Origin of the sequence: Pseudomonas sp. ANT_J12 (genome assembly GCF_008370045.1) — a bacterium.
Taxonomy (GTDB): Bacteria; Pseudomonadota; Gammaproteobacteria; order Pseudomonadales; family Pseudomonadaceae; genus Aquipseudomonas.
Genome location: NZ_VOBN01000002.1, coordinates 529,287 through 547,534 on the forward strand (window position 1 = coordinate 529,287; position 18,248 = coordinate 547,534).

The 18,248-nt window shown below is 60.9% G+C and carries 15 protein-coding genes; 12 read left to right on the forward strand and 3 right to left on the reverse strand.

Translation table 11 applies throughout. The features are described from left to right. Nucleotides 1-198: 198 nt before the first annotated feature. The gene (hmpA, locus tag FQ192_RS08250; protein WP_149658144.1) at nucleotides 199-1,380 is read right to left on the reverse strand and encodes an NO-inducible flavohemoprotein; all 1,182 of its coding nucleotides are present in this window, start codon (nucleotides 1,378-1,380) and stop codon (nucleotides 199-201) included. A gap of 148 nt (nucleotides 1,381-1,528) precedes the next feature. Here hmpA and norR point away from each other — a divergent pair, with 148 nt between their 5' ends. From norR to FQ192_RS08275, 5 genes are all read left to right on the forward strand, one after another. Then, nucleotides 1,529-3,079, forward strand: a complete 1,551-nt coding sequence (norR, locus tag FQ192_RS08255; protein WP_149658145.1) for a nitric oxide reductase transcriptional regulator NorR — start codon at nucleotides 1,529-1,531, stop codon at nucleotides 3,077-3,079. Between the two features lie 291 nt (nucleotides 3,080-3,370). After that, complete coding sequence (locus tag FQ192_RS08260) at nucleotides 3,371-4,273, forward strand: chemotaxis protein CheV (protein WP_133840532.1); 903 nt, start codon at nucleotides 3,371-3,373, stop codon at nucleotides 4,271-4,273. A gap of 26 nt (nucleotides 4,274-4,299) precedes the next feature. Beyond that, nucleotides 4,300-4,758, forward strand: coding sequence for a GNAT family N-acetyltransferase (locus FQ192_RS08265; RefSeq protein WP_149658146.1), 459 nt, complete (start codon nucleotides 4,300-4,302; stop codon nucleotides 4,756-4,758). A 135-nt stretch (nucleotides 4,759-4,893) separates the two neighbouring features. Next, nucleotides 4,894-5,220, forward strand: a complete 327-nt coding sequence (locus FQ192_RS08270) for a hypothetical protein (RefSeq protein WP_149658147.1) — start codon at nucleotides 4,894-4,896, stop codon at nucleotides 5,218-5,220. 83 nt (nucleotides 5,221-5,303) lie between these two features. Next, nucleotides 5,304-6,053, forward strand: coding sequence for a YkgJ family cysteine cluster protein (locus FQ192_RS08275; protein WP_149658148.1), 750 nt, complete (start codon nucleotides 5,304-5,306; stop codon nucleotides 6,051-6,053). 120 nt (nucleotides 6,054-6,173) lie between these two features. Here FQ192_RS08275 and FQ192_RS08280 read toward each other — a convergent pair whose 3' ends face one another. After that, nucleotides 6,174-7,316: a transporter substrate-binding domain-containing protein gene (locus FQ192_RS08280; protein ID WP_149658167.1), complete on the reverse strand. Its 1,143-nt coding sequence runs from the start codon at nucleotides 7,314-7,316 to the stop codon at nucleotides 6,174-6,176. Between the two features lie 142 nt (nucleotides 7,317-7,458). Continuing rightward, nucleotides 7,459-7,716, reverse strand: coding sequence for a hypothetical protein (locus tag FQ192_RS08285; RefSeq protein WP_123410172.1), 258 nt, complete (start codon nucleotides 7,714-7,716; stop codon nucleotides 7,459-7,461). A 363-nt stretch (nucleotides 7,717-8,079) separates the two neighbouring features. On the opposite strand from FQ192_RS08285, the gene FQ192_RS08290 reads away from it, so the two are divergent. The 7 genes from FQ192_RS08290 (at nucleotide 8,080) to FQ192_RS08320 (ending at nucleotide 17,999) form a co-directional block, all read left to right on the forward strand. Beyond that, on the forward strand, nucleotides 8,080-9,240 hold the full coding sequence (locus FQ192_RS08290) for an efflux RND transporter periplasmic adaptor subunit (protein WP_149658149.1): 1,161 nt from the start codon (nucleotides 8,080-8,082) through the stop codon (nucleotides 9,238-9,240). Then, nucleotides 9,237-12,329, forward strand: a complete 3,093-nt coding sequence (locus tag FQ192_RS08295; protein ID WP_149658150.1) for a multidrug efflux RND transporter permease subunit — start codon at nucleotides 9,237-9,239, stop codon at nucleotides 12,327-12,329. Before FQ192_RS08290 ends, FQ192_RS08295 begins: the two co-directional genes overlap by 4 nt. 9 nt (nucleotides 12,330-12,338) lie before the next feature. Beyond that, entirely contained in the window at nucleotides 12,339-13,016 is a 678-nt protein-coding gene (locus tag FQ192_RS08300) for a heavy metal response regulator transcription factor (protein WP_149658151.1), read from the forward strand. Then, nucleotides 13,006-14,370, forward strand: a complete 1,365-nt coding sequence (locus FQ192_RS08305) for a heavy metal sensor histidine kinase (RefSeq protein WP_149658152.1) — start codon at nucleotides 13,006-13,008, stop codon at nucleotides 14,368-14,370. The genes FQ192_RS08300 and FQ192_RS08305 overlap by 11 nt, the downstream gene beginning before the upstream one ends. A gap of 244 nt (nucleotides 14,371-14,614) precedes the next feature. Further along, nucleotides 14,615-14,839 (forward strand): hypothetical protein, encoded by a 225-nt coding sequence (locus tag FQ192_RS08310; RefSeq protein WP_149658153.1) that lies wholly within the window; start codon nucleotides 14,615-14,617, stop codon nucleotides 14,837-14,839. Nucleotides 14,840-15,086: 247 nt separating this feature from the next. Further along, nucleotides 15,087-16,355: an OprD family porin gene (locus FQ192_RS08315; protein ID WP_372242331.1), complete on the forward strand. Its 1,269-nt coding sequence runs from the start codon at nucleotides 15,087-15,089 to the stop codon at nucleotides 16,353-16,355. Nucleotides 16,356-16,502: 147 nt separating this feature from the next. Further along, nucleotides 16,503-17,999, forward strand: coding sequence for a sensor domain-containing diguanylate cyclase (locus FQ192_RS08320; RefSeq protein ID WP_149658155.1), 1,497 nt, complete (start codon nucleotides 16,503-16,505; stop codon nucleotides 17,997-17,999). Nucleotides 18,000-18,248 lie beyond the last annotated feature (249 nt).

The window sequence follows — 18,248 nt, forward strand, 5'->3', positions numbered from 1 at the left end:
AGATGTCGGGGAATAGACGATAGGCTGGTTAAGGAGGGATTAACTTTTAAACAGAAGGTGAGAATTCACCGTTCAAGACCGAGGTGTGGCTATCGCGGGCAAGCCTTGCTCCTACAGATTTGTGGCGTGACGTCTGTAGGAGCAAGGCTTGCCCGCGATTGAAACGACGCGGTGAGACGGGCTCACCTCGCCCCTCGCTTACTCCAGCGCAGAAGCCGGCCCGAAGAACTCATAACGACTCTGCTTCTCCGGCACACCCAACGCTTTCAAGTGACGCTTGATCGCCGCCATAAAGCCCTTCGGCCCCAGGAAGTAAGCGTCCAGATCGCGCTGCTGCGGCAACCAGGCGACCAGTTGTTCCTGGCTCAACAACCCAACCTTGTCCGCCGCCGGGCTCACGCCATCATCTTCGGCGTAGCAATAGAAGCGCTTGAGCTGCGGGTGACGCTCGGCCAAGCCATCGATCCAGTCACGGAACGCATGGACGCTGCCGTTACGCGCACAGTGGATAAAGTGCACCGGCCGCTCGGTGGCCAGCGCCGCTTCGAGCATGGCCAGGGTCGGGGTGATGCCGACGCCGCCGCTGATCAGCACCAAGGGTTTGTCGCTGGCGGTCAGGGTGAACTCGCCCGACGGCGGGAACAGTTGGATGCTCGCGCCGACATGCAGTTGATCGTGCAAATGGTTGGAGGCGCGGCCACCGGCTTCGCGCTTGACGCTGATGCGGTACTGGCCGTTGTCGGACAGGGACGACAGCGAGTAGTTACGGCGAATCTCTTCGCCATCGAGGATCAGCTTCATGCCGATGTACTGGCCCGGCTCGGCGGCGAGGATCGGGCCTTTGTCGGCAGGTTCGAAGTAGAACGAGATGATTTCCGCGCTTTCTTCAACCTTGGCCGCGACGATGAACTCCCGAGCCCCGCGCCAGCCGCCCGGAGCCTGCTCCTTCTGGTCGTAGATGCTGGTTTCGGCGCCGATCAGGATGTCGGCCAATTGGTTGTAGGCTGCGCCCCAGGCGCCGATCACTTCCGGGGTGGCGATCTCTTCGCCCAGCACTTCGGCGATGGCGCGCAGCAGGCAAATGCCGACAATCGGGTAATGTTCCGGCAGGATTTGCAGGGCCACGTGCTTATTAATGATCTTGGCCACCAGGTCGCCCAACTGGTCGAGCTGATCGATATGCCGCGCATACATCAAGACGCCGTTGGCCAGGGCGCGGGGCTGATCGCCGCTGGCCTGATGGGCCTGGTTGAACAACGGGCGGACTTCCGGGTATTCGGAGAGCATCATGCGATAGAAGTGAGTGATCAGCGCTTCGCCACCGCTTTCCAGCAGCGGCACGGTGGATTTGACGATGGCACGGTCTTGAACGCTAAGCATTAGGGCAACTCCTGAACTTCGATGTGAATGCCTTAGGCTTATCAGTTTCCATGCCAACAATTAAAACCCTATAAATCAACGACTTAAATACAACGTAGTCATATCGACACAGACTGCCTTATAGTCATCGCGACTACACGGAGTCACTATGACTGCAAAATCCCTGCTCACCGCCCTGCTCCCCCTGGTCTCCGACCTGTCCCGCGAACTGCCCGAAGGCGAGCGCTATCGGCGGTTGCTTGAAGCCATGCGCGCCCTGCTGCCCTGCGATGCCGCCGCCCTGCTGCGCCTCGACGGCGAATGGCTAGTGCCGCTGGCTGTGGACGGTTTGAGCACCGACACCCTCGGCCGGCGCTTCAAAGTCAGCGAACACCCACGTTTCGAGGCGCTGCTCAGCAGCCCCGGCCCGACCCGCTTCGCCGCCGACAGCGACTTGCCGGATCCTTATGACGGCTTGGTCGATGGCCTCGACGAACACCTGGAAGTCCATGACTGTATGGGCTGCCCGCTGTTTATCGATGAGCGCCCGTGGGGCCTGTTGACCCTCGATGCCCTGGACCCGGAACGCTTCGAACCGATCGAACTCGACGCCCTGCAAGCCTTCGCCAGCCTCGCCGCCGCCACCGTCAACGCCGCCGAGCGCATCCAGCGCCTGGCCAATCGCGCCGAAGACGAACACCAGCGCGCCGAGGTTTACCGTCAGGCCAGCGGCCAGCAGAACCGCGAGATGATCGGCCAGAGCAAGGCCCATAAACGTTTGGTGGAAGAGATCAGCCTGGTGGGCGGCAGCGACCTGACCGTGCTGATCACCGGGGAAACCGGGGTCGGCAAGGAGCTGGTGGCCCAGGCGATCCATGCCGCGTCCTCCCGCGCCGACAAACCGATCATCAGCCTCAACTGCGCCGCCCTGCCGGACACCTTGGTGGAGAGCGAATTGTTCGGCCATGTTCGTGGCGCCTTCACCGGGGCAACCAGCGACCGTCGCGGCAAGTTCGAACTGGCCAATGGCGGCACGCTGTTTCTCGATGAGGTCGGCGAACTGTCCCTGACCGTGCAGGCCAAGCTGCTGCGGGTGCTACAAAGCGGCCAGTTGCAGCGTTTGGGCTCGGATAAAGAACATCAAGTGGACGTGCGGCTGATCGCGGCGACCAACCGTGACCTGGCCGAAGAGGTCCGCAGCGGCCGCTACCGCGCCGACTTCTATCATCGCCTGAGTGTTTATCCATTGCTGGTCCCGGCGCTGCGGGATCGCGGGCGCGATGTGTTGCTGCTCAGCGGCTTTTTCCTGGAACAGAACCGTTCGCGCATGGGCCTTAATAGCCTGCGCCTGAACAGCGATGCCCAGGCGGCGCTGCTCGCGTATCAGTGGCCGGGGAACGTGCGGGAACTGGAACACTTGATTGGCCGCAGCGCATTGAAGGCGCTGGGCAACTGCAAGGAACGGCCGAAGATTCTCAGCTTGAGCGCCGCGGACCTGGATTTGCCTCATGGCAGTGTTGAAGCGCCCGCGGAACAACCGGCTGTCGCCCCTGTGGCTTTAGTCTCGGGTGACTTGCGAGTCGCGACCGAGGATTATCAGCGGCAACTGATCAACGCCTGTCTGGAACGCCACCACAACAACTGGGCAAGCGCGGCCCGTGAGCTAGGCTTGGATCGGGCGAATCTGGGGCGCATGGCCAAGCGGTTGGGGATGAAATAACCCCACTCTTGAGTTCAGTGAAACCCTGTGGCGAGGGGGCTTGCCCCCGTTGGAGTGCGAAGCGCTCCCCCGCTTTACAGAGAGAACTTCACCGTTTTTTTAAGACCGCTTCGCGGCCGAACGGGGGCAAGCCCCCTCGCCACCAGCAAGCGCCCTCGCCACAGGGGTTCGCCGTTTGGCCGGTGGTGGGGATTTAACCTAAAGCCTGCCCCCAACAAGTCGATAACCCGGCATCAATAGTTTTTGGCGACTCTTCACTCGCCCATCACCTTTCGCCAAAGAAGGTTTTTTATGTCCACCACCAAAGCCCGCGCAGATTCACTTTCGCTTCTTCTGTTTACCTTGCGCAGCGGCAAGCTGATGGCGATCAACCTGCTGAAAGTCAGTGAAATCATCCCCTGCCCGCCGCTGACCAAGCTGCCGGAGTCGCATCCCCACGTCAAAGGCATCGCCACCCTGCGCGGCGCCTCGTTGTCGGTGATCGACCTGAGCCGCGCCATCGGCGAGCGGCCGCTGGAAGATCCCAACGGTGGCTGCCTGATCGTCACCGACGTCAGCCGCTCCAAGCAGGGCCTGCACGTGCAGGCCGTGAGCAAGATTGTGCACTGCCTGACCACCGACATCCGTCCGCCGCCCTTCGGTTCCGGCGGCGTGCGCTCGTACATCACCGGCGTGACGTCGGTCGACGGCGTGCTGGTGCAGGTGCTGGACATCGAGAAAGTCATCCACGGTATCGCCCCGGCGCAGATTGAAATGGCCCCGACCGAACTGAGCATGGAAGACGCCGAAGTGCTGGGCAACGCCCGCATCCTGGTGGTCGATGACAGCCAGACCGCGTTGCAGCAATCGGTACACACCTTGCGCAACCTCGGCCTGCAATGCCACACCGCCCGCAGCGCCAAGGAAGCCATCGACTGCCTGCTGGACCTGCAAGGCACCGCGCAGCAGATCAACCTGATCGTCTCGGACATCGAAATGTCGGAGATGGACGGCTACGCCTTCACCCGTACCCTGCGCGAAACCCCGGACTTCTCGCACCTCTACGTGCTGCTGCACACCTCGCTGGACAGCGCGATGAACAGCGAAAAAGCACGTCTGGCCGGGGCCAACGGGGTACTGACCAAGTTCTCCTCGCCGGAATTGACCAAGTGCCTGATCGAAGCCGCCAAGGCTGTCGCCGAACAGGGTTACTGAGATTGGCCGAGGACTTTTGCTTTCTGATGCGGCGCAACCTTACGCAGGCGGTGCCGGACATCGCTTGGCCCACCGGTATTGAGCTGACTCAATACCGCCCCGAACTCGCCGCAGCCGTACATCACTTGATGGAACTGGGTTATCGCGAAGGCGGCGGCCGCGTGCCGACGCTGGAGGTCTGGCAACAGCGCTTTGAAACCGATCCCGAATACGATCCGAGCCTGTGCTTTATCGCGCTGGATGGCGAAGGGATTGTTGGCGTGTGCCAATGCTGGACCAGCGCCTACATCAAGAATCTGGTGGTGCACCCGCGTGCCCAAGGCCTCGGACTGGGCCGCGCCTTGCTGCTAAATGCTTTCAAGGCGTTTCAGCAGCGCCGCGAAGGATTTGTCGATCTGAAAGTGCTGGAAGACAACCGGCGGGCGCAGCGGTTGTATGAAAGTGCCGGAATGCGGGTGGTTCGGCGGGAGCCGGTGCCGGTTTGATACATCACCTTCGCGCGCAATCAGAAGATCGATCCCTGCAGGAGCGAGACTTGCCCGCGAAGAGGCCCGCACAAACACCCCACAACCATCAGGCATACTCCAACCTTGGCCAACATACCCAAGGATGCCCAACCCATGAAAACCAGCACCCTGCTCTTCCTCAGCCTCACCGCCCTCGCCACTCAGGTTCACGCCTCCAGCCCCGACGCCTGGGCCGCCTATGACAAAGCCGTACTCACCAGTTGCACCAAGGCCAGCAGCCTGAAGGACGCCAAACCCGTCGGCACCGCCGCACAATTCGACGACCGCGTGGGTTACACCGCCCTCCTGCTGCAAGGCCAATACCCGCAAAAGCACATGAAGGGCCAACAAGGCACCGAGCTGTGCCTCTACAACAAACAAAGTAAAACCGCCTACGTGACCGAGTGGGACTCCATCCGTTCGCCCGCCAAAAAGCCGTGAATGGCGCATAACTTGCTTCGAGACACGCCTGTGCGGTGGATTTCCGTCGCGCTTTCATGACCTCACCGGCGACTGATCGACCCATGAATACGACGTTTTCCTGCGTAGGCTGCGGCAAATGCTGCAACGATCACCACGTCCCCCTGACCCTGGCGGAAGCCCGCATGTGGGCGAACGATGGCGGTCAGGTGATCGTGCTGGTGGAAGGTTTCCTGGGCAATGGCCTGGGCCTGCCGTTGCAGCAACGCGAACATGCCGAACGCCGGTCGGTGAGGGTTCGAAGCGGCGCCAGCGATGTCTACGTGGCCATCACCTTCGCCGCCTACAACGTCGGGCCCTGCCGGAATCTTGACGAAGACAACCTCTGCCGCATCTACGAACGCCGGCCGCTGGTGTGCCGCATCTATCCGATGGAAATCAATCCGCACATCCCGCTGAACCCGGCGGTGAAAGACTGCCCGCCCGAGTCGTGGGAACAGGGTCCGGACTTGATTGTGGGTGGGAAATTGGTGGATCAGGAACTGGGGGCGTTGATCCAGCGCTCGCGTCAGTCAGATCGCGACGATGTTCAGGCCAAGGATGCGATCTGCCAGTTGTTGGGAATCCGCATCACAGCGCTGAAAGGTGATGGGTTTACCGCTTATCTGCCGCAGATGGACGCTTTTGCCTCAGTCATCGATCAGGTTGTGGCGCAGCCACTGGCCGCACCCGACAGTGAATGGCTGTTTCATGTCTCGGGCGAGGACATTGCCGGGCAAGTGTTGGCGGCCGGGGCTGACGTAGCGATTGAAGCACCGCTCAACTATGCGTTTATCTCGTTGCGGGCGGCTTGAGCCCGGACCGCTGGTATCTGTCGGGCCTTATCGCGAGCAAGCTTTGCTCCTACAGGTTGATGACACCTCTGTAGGAGCAAAGCTTGCTCGCGATGACGCCAGACCAGCCCCCGCCATCCCTCAGCGGGCGGCGACCGCCAGGCATTCAACTTCAACCCGCGCATCCAGCACCAACGCCTTGGCGGCGAATGTCGTGCGGGCCGGCAAACGATCTGCCGGGAAATAGCGCTGGTATACCTCGTTCATTGCCCTGAAATCCTTGATGTCGGCAAGGATAACCGTGCATTTCGCCACGTGGGCCATGGACGAACCACTGCGTTGCAGTGCGCTGCGCAGGTTCTCCATGGTCTGGGTCATCTGCGGGACGATGCCGCCCTTCACCAGTTCGCCATCCGCCCCGATACCAAGTACCCCTGACAGATAAACAGTCTCACCAACCTGAACGGCATCGGAGAATGGCAGGCCTTCGTCGTTCGGCAAGTAGCTGGGCGAATCCGCCGTCGCCGACGGCAGGTAGCGTTGGGTAATCGCCTGATACTGACCGTTTTGCTTGAGACGCTCGAGTGCCGCGTTCAGGTTGTCGCGCAAGGCGCTATCGCTTTTGCGCAGGGCCATCGCCACGCCACTGCCCAGCATCGGGTCCTTGAGGGCGGCCCCGGCGAAGGCGAAATCCCGGCCTTGTGGATGGTTCAGCAAGGCATGGGTGATTTCGATGGCGTCTTGCAGGGTGGCGTCGATTTCCCCGGCCTGCAGGGCGGCAATCAATTGATCGTTGAATTGGAAACTGCGCACCGTCACGCCCGCGTCAGCCCAGCGCGCCTTGGCGAACGCCTCGCGGCTGGTGCCTGCCAGGACGCCGACACGCTTGCCCTTGAGCGAGGCTGCCGTCGGTTGCAGGCCAGAACCCTCACGCGCGACCAGTCGACTGCTCAACGGGTAAAGGTTGTCGGTGAAATCGATCCGCTCACGACGCGCCGGGGTGGCGGTCATCGGCATGATCACGTCGAAACGATTGGCTTCGAGGGCTTCGATGTTGGTGGCGTAGTCCTGGTCGATCCAGACACAGCGGGATTGGAGCTCGGCACACAGCGCATTGCCCAACTCGATGTTCAGCCCGACCAGCTCACCGCTGTCGTTGCGGCTCTCGAATGGCGGGACCAGGGCTTCGACCCCGAAGCGGATCTGTGGCTCGACCACAGACGACACACAACCGCTGGTCAGAACCGCCAGCGACAGGACAGAGAGGATTTTCAGCAGGGGCATTTCGGTGGCCTTCGTCGAAGAATTCACGGACCTGAATCTTCGACGAGTGTCCACCGACTTTCCCAGAGGACGAATCGCTCATCCTTGTGGGAATTGTCTCGATGACGGGGAGACTTTTTTCCAGCCGAGCAGCGGCTGGCGGTCAGCGTTTACCCATCGAACGACGCGTACCCGGTGGCGCGGCGCCTGGGGTTTTGGTGTGGCCGTTTTTGGCGCCGTTCTTGTACCACGGCTGGCTGGCGTTCTTGGCGGCGGCCAGTTCGCCCGGTTTGAACGGAAACTTGAACGCCGGGATCGCGGCTTTGGTTTCGCTGTCTGCGCTGGAGTCGACGCTGTCTGGCAGGTCTGCCGGGTCGTCGCTCAAGGCGTCGGCGACCGGCGGTTGTGTCGGGGAAGTCATGAAAGCTCCGGGTGGTGCATAAAGAGTCGGGCCCGGTGGGTGGGCCGCGAAAGGCGCGAGTATAACTGGATGGAGCGCTGCAAGCTGCAAGCATCAAGCGGCATGTCGTCGGTCAGTGGGTTTTGGCGGTGTCACCGCTGACGCCTTCGCGGGCAAGCCTCGCTCCTACAGGGGAATGCATTCCAAATGTAGGAGCGAGGCTTGCCCGCGAACAACGATAACGCGGTCCATCTGCATGACTACGGAGCCCAAACTGACAGCCCCGTCAGTTAGCGGTCACCTTCCTGACCGGGTAACAGGACTATAAGGGGAGGTATAAAATCTGACCCTATTCCTGTCCCTCTAGCCCGGCGCCTCACTCGCATGCGAATTCAGAAAAAAACCGCCTTGATCGCAGCCCCTCTGATTGTCCTGGCAGCGCTGGGCCTGTGGTACGCGACCAAACCGGCCACCGCCAAACTGGCGGTCCCGACGGCAATCCCGGTGCGGGTCGTGGCGGTGACGGCAAAAGACGTGCCGCGCTACGTCAGCGGCATCGGCTCGGTGCTGTCCTTGCACAGTGTGGTGGTGCGGCCGCAGATTGACGGCATCCTCACCAAGTTGCTGGTCAAGGAAGGTCAACTGGTCAAGGCCGGAGATTTGCTCGCGACCATCGACGACCGCTCGATCCGCGCCAGCCTGGACCAGGCCCGCGCGCAATTGGGTGAAAGCCAGGCGCAACTGCAAGTAGCCCAGGTCAACCTCAAGCGCTACAAGCTGCTGAGTGTCGACGACGGCGTGTCCAAGCAGACGTACGACCAGCAACAAGCCCTGGTCAACCAACTCAAAGCCACCGCCCAAGGCAATCAAGCCTCCATTGATGCCGCCCAAGTGCAGCTTTCCTACACCCAGATTCGCTCCCCGGTCACCGGTCGTGTCGGGATTCGTACGGTGGACGAAGGCAACTTCCTGCGCATGACCGACGCCCAAGGGCTGTTTACCGTGACGCAGATCGACCCGATTGCCGTGGAGTTTTCCCTGCCGCAGCAAATGCTGCCGACCCTGCAAGGCCTGATCGGCGACCCGCAACGCGCTCAGGTCAAGGCTTACATCGGCGCCGACACCGATGGCGAAACCGGCAACCTGCTGGGCGAAGGCCACCTGACCCTGATCGACAACCAGATCAACGCCAACACCGGGACCATCCGCGCCAAGGCTGAATTCAACAACCCCGGCCAGAAGCTCTGGCCCGGCCTGCTGGTCACGGTAAAGATTCAGACAGCGCTGGATAAGGATGCGCTGGTGGTACCGCCAACGGTCGTACAACGCGGCCTCGATCAACATTTTGTGTATCGGGTCAAAGGCGACAAGGTCGAGACCGTACAGGTGCAGATGGTCTACCAAGGCAGCGGCCAGGACATCATCAGCGGCGTCAAACCCGGCGACGTGCTGGTCAGCGACGGCCAGTCGCGACTCAAGCCCGGTTCGACGGTGCAGGTGCTGACCGACCCGCCGCAAGTGGTGCAAGCGGAGCCTAAACAATGAGAGGCCCGTCCGCGTGGTGCATCGATCACCCGGTCGCCACCATTCTGCTGACCTTTGCCCTGGTGCTGCTGGGCGTCATCGCCTTCCCGCGCCTGCCCATCGCGCCATTGCCGGAAGCCGAATTCCCGACCATTCAGGTCAACGCGCAACTGCCCGGTGCCAGCCCCGACACCATGGCCTCGTCCGTGGCCACGCCGCTGGAGGTGCAATTCAGCGCCATCCCCGGCATGACCCAGATGACGTCCAGCAGCGCCCTCGGCTCCAGCCTGCTGACCCTGCAATTCACCCTCGATAAAAGCATCGACACCGCCGCCCAGGAAGTCCAGGCCGCGATCAACACCGCCGCCGGCAAGTTGCCCAAGGACATGCCGACCCTGCCGACCTGGAAGAAGGTCAACCCGGCCGACAGCCCGGTGCTGATCCTCAGTGTCAGCTCCACGCAAATGCCCGGCACCGAACTCAGCGACCTGGTGGAAACCCTGCTCTCGCGTCAGATCAGTCAGATCGACGGCGTAGGCCAAATCAACATCACCGGCCAGCAACGTCCGGCGATCCGCGTCCAGGCCTCGGCGGACAAACTGGCCGCCATAGGCCTGACCCTGGCCGATATTCGCCTCGCGATCCAGCAGACCAGCCTCAACATGGCCAAAGGCGCGTTGTACGGGGAATCGAGCATTTCGACCCTGTCCACCAACGACCAGTTGTTCCACCCCGACGAATACAGCCAACTCATCGTTTCCTACAAGGACGGCGCGCCGGTTCACCTCAAAGATGTCGCCAAAGTCGTCAACGGTTCGGAAGATGCCTACGTTCAGGCCTGGGCCGGCGATCAACCCGGGGTGAACCTGGTGATCTCCCGGCAACCGGGGGCGAACATCGTCGAAACCGTGGATCGCATTCAAGCCGCCCTGCCGGGCCTGGAAGCGATGTTGCCGGCCTCGGTGCAGGTCAAGGTGTTGATCGACCGCACCCAGACCATTCGCGCGTCGTTGCACGAAGTGGAAATCACCCTGCTGATCGCGATCCTGCTGGTGGTGGCAGTGATGGCGCTGTTCCTGCGCCAGTGGTCGGCGACCATGATTGTGTCGGCGGTGCTTGGTGTGTCGCTGACCGCCAGTTTCGCCTTGATGTACATCATGGGTTTCAGCCTGAACAACCTGACCCTGGTGGCGATCGTGGTGGCCGTGGGGTTTGTGGTGGACGATGCGATTGTGGTGGTGGAGAACATTCACCGTCACCTGGAGGCCGGCGACGGCATGCGCGAGGCGGCGATCAAGGGCTCCGGCGAGATTGGCTTCACCGTGGTTTCGATCAGCTTCTCGCTGGTGGCGGCGTTTATTCCGCTGCTGTTCATGGGCGGCGTGGTCGGGCGGCTGTTTAAGGAATTCGCCCTGACCGCGACCTCGACCATCATGATTTCGGTGGTGGTGTCCCTGACCCTGGCCCCAACCCTGGCCGCGCTGTTCATGCGCGCCCCCGTGCATCACGCCCACAGCAAAAAGACCTTCGGCGACCGCTTGCTGGCCGGCTATGAAAAATACCTGCGCCGCGCCCTCGCCCATCAGAAAACCATGATCGGCGTGTTCTGCCTGTCGTTGTGCCTGGCCATCGCCGGTTACATCTTTATCCCCAAGGGCTTCTTCCCGGTCCAGGACACCGGTTTCGTGCTCGGCACCACCGAAGCGGCTGCCGATATCTCCTACGGCGACATGGTGAAAAAACACCTGGCGATGGCGGAAATCGTCGCGGCAGACCCGGCGGTGCAGGCGTTTTCCCACTCGGTCGGCGTCTCGGGCAGCAACCAGACCATCGCCAACGGCCGGTTCTGGATCGCCCTGAAAAAACGCGGCGACCGCGATGTCAGCGCCAGCCAGTTCATCGACCGGATTCGCCCGCAACTGATGAAGGTCCCCGGCATCGTGCTGTATCTGCGCGCCGGCCAGGACATCAACCTCAGTTCCGGCCCGAGCCGCGCCCAGTACCAATACGTGCTCAAGAGCAACGACGGCCCGACGCTCAGCACCTGGACCCAGCGTCTGACGGACAAACTGCGGACCCTCCCGGAGTTCCGCGACATTTCCAACGACCTGCAACTGGGCGGCAGCATCACCCACATCAGCATCGACCGCAGCGCCGCCGCGCGTTTCGGCCTGACCGCCAGTGACGTCGACGAAGCGCTGTACGACGCCTTCGGCCAGCGCCAGATCAATGAGTTCCAGACCCAGATCAACCAGTACAACGTGATCCTGGAACTGGACACCAAGCAGCGCGGCAAGGCCGAGAGCCTGAACTACTTTTATCTGCGCTCGCCGTTGAGCGGCGAGATGGTGCCGTTGTCGGCCCTGGCGAAATTCGACGCGCCGACCATTGGCCCGTTGTCCATTGCCCACGACGGCATGTTCCCGGCGGCCAACCTCTCGTTCAACCTGGCGCCCGGCGTCGCGTTGGGCGATGCGGTGATTCTGTTGAACCAGGCCAAGGCCGAAATCGGCATGCCGGCGGCCATCAGCGGCAACTTCCAGGGCGCGGCCCAGGCGTTCCAGAGTTCCCTGGCCAGCCAACCGTGGCTGATTCTCGCGGCGCTGGTGGCGGTGTACATCATTCTTGGCGTGCTCTATGAGAGCTTCGTCCATCCGCTGACCATCATCTCGACCCTGCCGTCGGCAGGGCTTGGGGCGGTGATCATGCTGTGGATCTGGGGCCAGGACTTTTCGATCATGGCGTTGATCGGCCTGGTGCTGCTGATCGGTATCGTGAAGAAAAACGGCATCCTGATGATCGACTTCGCCCTCGAAGCCCAGCGTAAGGGTGGTTTGCCACCGGAAGAGGCGATTTTCCAGGCCTGTATCACCCGGTTCCGCCCCATCATCATGACCACCCTCGCCGCCCTGCTCGGCGCCTTGCCGTTGATGCTCGGCTACGGAACCGGCGCCGAACTGCGCCAGCCATTGGGGATTGCGGTGGTCGGCGGCTTGCTGGTGAGCCAGGCGCTGACGCTGTTTACCACGCCGGTCATATACTTGTGGCTTGAGCGTCTTTTCCATAGACCCAAACCCGCGCCACTGCCGGCGCTGGCGACCACAGACTGAGGCGGGGTCATGCGCGTTCTGAATATCGAAGATGAAGAAAAAACCGCGGATTATCTGCACCGCGGCCTGACGGAACAGGGTTACACCGTGGACCAGGCGCGGGACGGCGTCGAAGGCCTGCACCTGGCGCTGGAAAGCGACTACGCGGTGATCATCCTCGACGTCATGTTGCCGGGCCTCGACGGCTTCGGCGTACTGCGAGCCTTGCGCGCCCGCAAGCAAACCCCGGTGATCATGCTCACCGCTCGCGAGCGGGTCGAAGACCGGATCAAGGGCCTGCGCGATGGCGCCGACGATTACCTCGGCAAACCGTTTTCCTTCCTCGAACTGGTGGCGCGCCTGCAAGCCCTGACCCGGCGCAGTGGCGGGCATGAACCGGTGCAAGTGAGCATCGCCGACCTGTGGATCGATTTGATCAGCCGCAAGGCTACTCGCGCCGGCGCTCGGCTGGACCTGACGGCCAAGGAGTTCTCGCTGCTCAGCGTGTTGGCCCGTCGTCAGGGTGAAATCCTGTCGAAAACAGCGATTGCCGAGTTGGTGTGGGACATCAATTTCGACAGCGACGCCAACGTCGTCGAAGTCGCGATCAAACGCCTGCGGGCCAAGCTCGACGGGCCGTTCGACGAAAAACTGCTGCACACCATCCGCGGCATGGGTTATGTGCTGGAGAGCCGTGGTGTCCAGTAATTCGATTGCGCTGCGTTTGAGCGGGATGTTCACGCTGGTGGCGCTGCTGGTGTTTCTGTTGATCGGCTGGGCGTTGTATCAGCAGGTCGACAAAGGCCTGGGCCTGTTGCCCGAAGCCGAATTGGATGCGCGCTACAGCGTGCTCGAATCCACGGTCGGCCGTTACGGCACGCCCGAGCATTGGGTGAAGATCAACAACAAGCTCAAGTTGCTCGGCGAAGAAGACAAACGCATCAGCTTCTGGATCGTCAGCGGCGATTCCCAGTACGAATACGGCAACATCACGCCGCAGATCCGCGCCTTCGCCGAAGGGCCGTTGGGTCGACGCGACTTGCTGCTGCCGGAGCATTCCTATCCGCTGAAAGTGCTGGTCAGCCAGTTCCCGGCCAAGGACCAGCGCCCGGCGTTGCGCTTTATGATCGGCATCGACACCGAGACGTTTCTGCAGACGCAGCATCATTTGCTGATCGCCTTGATCAGCCTGGCGATTATCGGCGTGCTGCTGGCCTCGGCCCTGGGTTATTGGGTGGCGCGGATCGGGCTCAAGCCGTTGATCAAGTTGTCCCAGGAAGCCCAGCGCCTGGCGACGCCGTTGCGTGCAGGGCGTTTGCGCCTGTCGCCGTTGCCACCGGAGCTGGATCAGTTTGTCAGCTCGTTCAACTCGACCCTGGAACGGGTCGAACAGGCCTATTCGCGGCTGGAGTCGTTCAACGCCGACGTCGCCCATGAACTGCGCTCGCCGCTGACCAACCTGATTGGCCAGACCCAAGTCGCCCTGACTCGAGGGCGTTCCGCCGAACACTATTTTGAAGTGCTGCAATCGAACCTCGAAGAACTGGAACGGCTGCGCTCGATCATCAATGACATGCTGTTCCTCGCCAGCGCCGATCAGGGCAGCAAGGCCACCAAACTGACCTCCACCTCCCTGGCCGATGAAGTAGCGACGACCCTGGAGTATCTGGATTTCATTCTGGAAGATGCGCAGGTTCAGGTGCAGGTCAGCGGCGATGCGCAGGTGCGGATCGAAATTGCGCATCTGCGTCGGGCATTGATCAATTTGCTGAGCAACGCGGTGCAGCACACCGAGCCTGGGCAGGTGATTGAAGTGCACATTGGGGTCGAGGAGCATCAGGTGAGCATTGGCGTCGCCAATCCGGGGTCGCCGATTGCCAGCGAGCATTTGCCACGGTTGTTCGAGCGGTTTTATCGGGTGGATGCGTCGCGCAGCAACAGTGGCAATAACCATGGGTTGGGCTTGGCGATTGTGAAAGCGATTGCGCTGATGCATGGCGGGGATGTGTTTGTGCGCAGTGATCATGGGATGAATACCTTCGGTATCCATCTCCCGGTTTGAATGATCGTTCCCACGCTCTGCGTGGGAATGCAGCCCGGGACGCTCCGCGTCCCATTGGAACGCGGAGCGTCCCTTGAGGCATTCCCACGCAGAGCGTGGGAACGATCAACACAGGGTTTCGCTGCGGCCCCCACTATTGCTCCCCACGCAACAGTCCTTTCTGAAATCCGCTCTGTTTCCCATCGTTCTCGAACCTTAACCTTGGCGCACCAAACAGCACTTGCCAAGCAAGAAGGTTTTAAAGATGTCCAACACTATGGGTATTGCCAGCGCTTTCGTTTTGTCGACTTTGTTCCTGTCCCCGTTCGCCATGGCTGAAGAGTCGCAAGCCTTCGTCGCGCAGAATGCAGCACGCGCCAATGCGTTCGAACAGTCCCAGGCCGAGATGACCGCCAAAGCCCACGACGCTGCGCAAACCCCTCAAGCGTCCACTTCTGCAGCCCTGCCACAGGTTGAGAAAGACAGCTGATCTACCGTATCGCTCTCTGTTTCCCTCGACACTTTTCATCGGCTCTTCCCTTTGAAAAGTTGTCTTCAAAGCCGCTGCTATCAGCGGCTTTTTTTATTGTGCAGAAAACACGCCTCGCTTCGTCTCCCTAAACAAGAAATAAAAAAACGTCGATACATGAACTGACGTTAATGACCCAAAAGGAGCTGTACCGCACGTGTCTTTTTCTCTAAAGCTCAGCCCGTTGTTCATTGCAATCGCTGCAACGATGGCCGCCAATGCCCAGGCCGACGATGACTCCAGCCGCGAAGGTTTTGTCGAAGGGTCGAGCCTCAACCTCAACGCCCGCAACTACTACATGAACCGCAATCGCCACCAGCACACCGATGACAACATCGAATGGGGCCAGGGCTTTCTCGGCAAGTTCGAATCCGGTTTCACCCAGGGCACGGTCGGTTTCGGTATCGACGCCCACGCCATGCTCGGGTTGAAACTCGACGGCGGTGGCGGCACTGACGGTTCGAGCATCCTGCCGATCAGCGATGGCAACGGCAAAGCGCCGGGCTCGTTTTCCACGGCCGGCGGTACGTTGAAAATGCGTGCCTTTGATACCGAATTGAAGGCTGGTGACCTGTTTCTCACCAACCCGGTAATCGCCGGTGGCGACAGCCGCATGTTGCCGCAGACGTTTCGCGGCGTCAGCCTGAGCAACCATAGCTTTGACGGGTTCCTGATCGAAGGCGGTCAGGCCAGTTTCACCAAGCCTTACAACCAGAGCGGCCACACGCGGATCGGCACGTCTTATGGCACCCTCGCCGATGGCGACGACAGCCAGCATCTGAACTGGGCCGGTGTGGCCTGGAGCGGTCTGCCGGGCCTGACCAGCAGCCTGTACGCGTCTGAGCTCAAGGACATCTGGAACCAGTACTACTACGATCTGGATTACACCTACCAGCTCAATGACTTGGTCAGCCTCAACCCGGGCCTGCACTTTTATCACACGCAAGACACCGGCGAAGCGCTGCTGGGCAACATCGACAACAACACCTACAGCCTGCATTTCACCGTGGGCGTGGGCAATCACAGCGTCACGGCCGCGTACCAGCGGGTCAACGGCAACACGCCGTTCGACTACATCAGCCAGGGCGACAGCATCTACCTCGACAACTCCCAGCAGTACTCGGACTTCAACGGCCCGAACGAACGCTCATGGAAGCTCAAGTACGCCTACGATTTCGTGGGGCTCGGCCTGCCTGGCCTGACCTCGGCGGTGTCCTACTCACGGGGTGAAACCGACCTGACCAAAGTCGACCCGGACAGCAAGGGCTATGCTTCGTGGTACAGCGCCGACGGTAAGCACGCCAAGCACTGGGAACGCGACATTGATCTGAAGTACGTGTTCCAGGAAGGCAAAGCCAAGGACCTGGCGTTGCGCCTGCAATGGGCGACCAACCGTGGGGGCAATGGCTACGGCGCACTGGATCAGGACACTGATGAATACCGCGTGATCGTCGACTACCCGATCAATGTCTTCTAAGCTTGGATAAACAAAAGGCCAGCACGTTTTGCTGGCCTTTTTATTGCCTGCCATTTATACAGGCGCCTTGGACGCAACCGGTTTCTGCGATTCTGCCCGACGCTCGCCACCTACTTTCCAAACGCCCCATTAGCAGAAGTCAGAACCATGAGTGTGAGCAGTGCACTACCTGAGCATTCGATCCGGTCAACGCGATCGGAACGGATTCTGGTGCTCACCAGTTTATTGCTGGTGATTGCGATCTTGAGCATCGTGGCGTTCCTGCTGGTTCGCGAACGCGCCAACGCCCAACTATCGGCCACTCGTGCCGCCACCAATATCGTGCAACTGATCGAAGCAGACGTGCTGCGCAACGTCGAACTCTATGACCTGTCCTTACAAGGCTTGATTGCCGCCTCACGCCGCGACGACCTCAAGACCGTGTCTCCCATCATTCGCCATTTAGCCTTATTCGACCGCGCCACCGCCGCACCGTACAAGGGCGACATTTTATTGCTCGACCCCCATGGTGATGTGATCGCCGACTCGGCTTCGGTGGAACCGCGCAAAGGCAATTTTGCGGACCGTGAATACTTCCAGGTCCATATCAATAACCCGGATCCTGCCATGTTCATCAGTCGCCCTTTTCGAACGCGGCTGGCCGAGCATGAATGGCGTATCAGTTTCAGCCGTCGGGTCAGCGGAACACAGGGCGAATTCCTCGGCGTCGCTGAAGCGGCGATGCGCCTGAGCTACTTCGATCAGTTGTTCAGCAGCTTGACCATTGGACCGAACAGCTCGGTTAACTTGATCAGCAAGGACGGGATTCTCCTGGCACAAGAACCGCGTCTGGCCGAAGAGTTGGTCGGCAAGGATTTCAGCAGCCGCCCCAACTTCCAGCGCATAGTCAAAGAAGGCGACGGCAGCTTTACCGGCATCTCAAGCCTCACCCAGGATAAACGCCTGTACACGTTCTCCAAGGTGGGCAACTTGCCGTTGATCGTCATTGTGGCGCTGTCCAGCGATGAAGTGTTCGCGTCGTGGAAACGTACGGCGCTAGTGGTTAGCCTGGCCACCCTTGCGCTGTGCATCAGCCTGCTCTGGCTGACGTGGTTACTCTGCCGGGAATTGCGCCTGCGCCACAGCGCCGAGCGGGAACTGGCGCAACTGGCGGCCACCGATGCCCTCACTGGCGTAGCCAACCGTCGAACCCTGGATCAAACCCTGCGCCATGAATGGTTTCGTGCCCAACGATCGGGCCTGCCCTTGTCCTTGCTGATGATCGATGCCGATCACTTCAAGGCGTTCAATGACCGGCACGGTCATCTGGCCGGTGACGACGCGCTGTGCTCGCTGACCAAGGTCATCAGCACCAGTGTGCGACGGCCGGGAGACCTGGTCGCCCGTTACGGCGGTGAGGAGTTCTCGGTGATCCTGCCGGAAACCGACAGCGCCGGTGCCCGGCAGATTGCCGAAGCCATCCGTGTCGCCGTGGAGCAATTGCCTTTGGTGCCAGGGGCCGAGATGCCGATGACTGTCAGTATCGGGATCAGTACCTGGACCAGTGCGAGCGAGACGAATCTGGAGCGGTTGTTGTTTGCGGCGGACAAGGCGTTGTATCAGGCCAAGGAAGGGGGGCGCAATCGGGTGGTGGCTGCGAGCTGAGTCTTGCGCTATGCCTACTGGCCTCTTCGCGGGCAAGCCTCGCTCCTACAGGGTTATGCAGATTCCGTGTAGGAGCGAGGCTTGCCCGCGAAGGGGCCATCACGGCAGACACAAAATCCGGGTGTCTAGTCCTGAAATAGGTTTACACCTATTTCACCCTAACGCCCGATGCACCGCATCGGGCGTTTTGTATTTCAAGGACAGGTGTGGGCGTTCCTGGTTGTAGATCAGGATTGCCTCCCGCACCAT

What these genes read in the sequence shown, in the direction of transcription:
- FQ192_RS08270 (WP_149658147.1), top strand. Translation starts at nt 4,894, where the DNA reads ATGAAAACCAGCACCCTGCTCTTCCTCAGCCTCACCGCCCTCGCCACT.
- FQ192_RS08290 (WP_149658149.1), top strand. Translation starts at nt 8,080, where the DNA reads ATGCGAATTCAGAAAAAAACCGCCTTGATCGCAGCCCCTCTGATTGTC.
- norR (WP_149658145.1), top strand. Translation starts at nt 1,529, where the DNA reads ATGACTGCAAAATCCCTGCTCACCGCCCTGCTCCCCCTGGTCTCCGAC.
- FQ192_RS08320 (WP_149658155.1), top strand. Translation starts at nt 16,503, where the DNA reads ATGAGTGTGAGCAGTGCACTACCTGAGCATTCGATCCGGTCAACGCGA.
- FQ192_RS08300 (WP_149658151.1), top strand. Translation starts at nt 12,339, where the DNA reads ATGCGCGTTCTGAATATCGAAGATGAAGAAAAAACCGCGGATTATCTG.
- FQ192_RS08315 (WP_372242331.1), top strand. Translation starts at nt 15,087, where the DNA reads ATGGCCGCCAATGCCCAGGCCGACGATGACTCCAGCCGCGAAGGTTTT.
- hmpA (WP_149658144.1), bottom strand. Translation starts at nt 1,380, where the DNA reads ATGCTTAGCGTTCAAGACCGTGCCATCGTCAAATCCACCGTGCCGCTG.
- FQ192_RS08310 (WP_149658153.1), top strand. Translation starts at nt 14,615, where the DNA reads ATGTCCAACACTATGGGTATTGCCAGCGCTTTCGTTTTGTCGACTTTG.
- FQ192_RS08285 (WP_123410172.1), bottom strand. Translation starts at nt 7,716, where the DNA reads ATGACTTCCCCGACACAACCGCCGGTCGCCGACGCCTTGAGCGACGAC.
- FQ192_RS08295 (WP_149658150.1), top strand. Translation starts at nt 9,237, where the DNA reads ATGAGAGGCCCGTCCGCGTGGTGCATCGATCACCCGGTCGCCACCATT.
- FQ192_RS08260 (WP_133840532.1), top strand. Translation starts at nt 3,371, where the DNA reads ATGTCCACCACCAAAGCCCGCGCAGATTCACTTTCGCTTCTTCTGTTT.
- FQ192_RS08275 (WP_149658148.1), top strand. Translation starts at nt 5,304, where the DNA reads ATGAATACGACGTTTTCCTGCGTAGGCTGCGGCAAATGCTGCAACGAT.
- FQ192_RS08280 (WP_149658167.1), bottom strand. Translation starts at nt 7,316, where the DNA reads ATGCCCCTGCTGAAAATCCTCTCTGTCCTGTCGCTGGCGGTTCTGACC.
- FQ192_RS08265 (WP_149658146.1), top strand. Translation starts at nt 4,300, where the DNA reads ATGCGGCGCAACCTTACGCAGGCGGTGCCGGACATCGCTTGGCCCACC.